This is a genomic window from Curtobacterium sp. MCBD17_013 (assembly GCF_003234565.1).
In the GTDB taxonomy this organism is placed as follows: Bacteria; Actinomycetota; Actinomycetes; order Actinomycetales; family Microbacteriaceae; genus Curtobacterium.
Genome location: NZ_QKTU01000038.1, coordinates 1 through 1,039, shown reverse-complemented (window position 1 = coordinate 1,039; position 1,039 = coordinate 1). Strand labels below are relative to the sequence as shown.

Genomic DNA, 1,039 nt, shown 5'->3' with positions numbered 1-1,039 from the left:
TGACCTGTCCCGGGTTTCCCGGACACCTGAGTTGGGGCGATGATCGTCCCGGAGAAGGAGTCCGTGATGCCTGCTGCGAAGCCTGAGGAGTTCCGTCGCCGCGCTGTGGCGCTTGCCCGGCAGGGTGAGAAACCGGTCCGTGAGATCGCGAAGGATCTCGGGATCAGCGAGTCGGGCCTGCGCCGCTGGATGAGCGAAGCGGCCGTCGAAGAGGGCCGCGCCGAAGGGATGACCCGGGACGAACGGGCCGAGCTGGTTCGGTTGCGTCGGGAGAACCGGTTGCAAGCGATGGAGATCGAGATCCTGAAGCGGGCCAGCGCATACTTCGCGCGGGAGAACGTGCTCCCAAAATAGGGTTCCGGCTCGTCCGCGAGCTCGCCGATGACGGGGTGCCCGTCGCGGTGACGTGCCGGGTCCTGCAGGTGTCCCCGTCTGGCTACTACGAGTGGCGGTCCCGCGGGCCGTCGTATCGGGACGTCGAGGACGCGCATCTGATCGACCAGATCCGGGACGCCCACGCCCGCTCCCGCGGCACCTATGGTGTCCGTCGGGTGCACGCGGAGCTGGTTCTCGGGCAGCGGCGCCGGATCGGGCACGGCCGGGTCGAAAAGCTCATGCGCCTTGCCGGGCTGCAGGGAGTCCATCATCGGAGATGGCGCACCAGCGGCTCGGGCCGGCTGCCGGCCGTGTTCGAAGACCGGGTGAAGCGGGTGTTCGCCGCAGACGCGCCGGACAAGCTGTGGGTCACCGACATCACCCAGCACCGCACCGGCGAGGGGTGGGTGTACTGCGCGGCGGTGATCGATGTGTTCTCCCGCCGCTGCGTGGGCTGGTCGATCGCGGACCACCTCCGCACCGAACTCGTGGTCGACGCGATCCAGATGGCCACCTGGCGCCGCCAGCCCACGGGAACCATCGTCCACTCGGATCGTGGAGCGCAATTCACGTCATGGTTATTCGGCAGCCGGCTCCGCGAAGCCGGGCTCCTCGGCTCAATGGGACAGGTCGCGTCCGCGTATGACAACGCGCTGATGGAATC

The 1,039-nt window shown here is 68.1% G+C and carries 2 protein-coding genes; both read left to right on the top strand.

The window, feature by feature from the left end; genetic code table 11:
* Nucleotides 1–66: 66 nt before the first annotated feature.
* Entirely contained in the window at nt 67–354 is a 288-nt protein-coding gene (locus tag DEI81_RS15885) for a transposase (RefSeq protein WP_181435452.1), read from the top strand.
* Nucleotides 321–1,039, top strand: a 719-nt coding sequence (locus tag DEI81_RS15880) for an IS3 family transposase (RefSeq protein WP_309146679.1), incomplete at its 3' end; no start/stop codon positions are given. The genes DEI81_RS15885 and DEI81_RS15880, both read left to right, overlap by 34 nt.

Coding starts and splice junctions, on each gene's coding strand:
- DEI81_RS15885 (WP_181435452.1), top strand. CDS start 67: ATGCCTGCTGCGAAGCCTGAGGAGTTCCGTCGCCGCGCTGTGGCGCTT.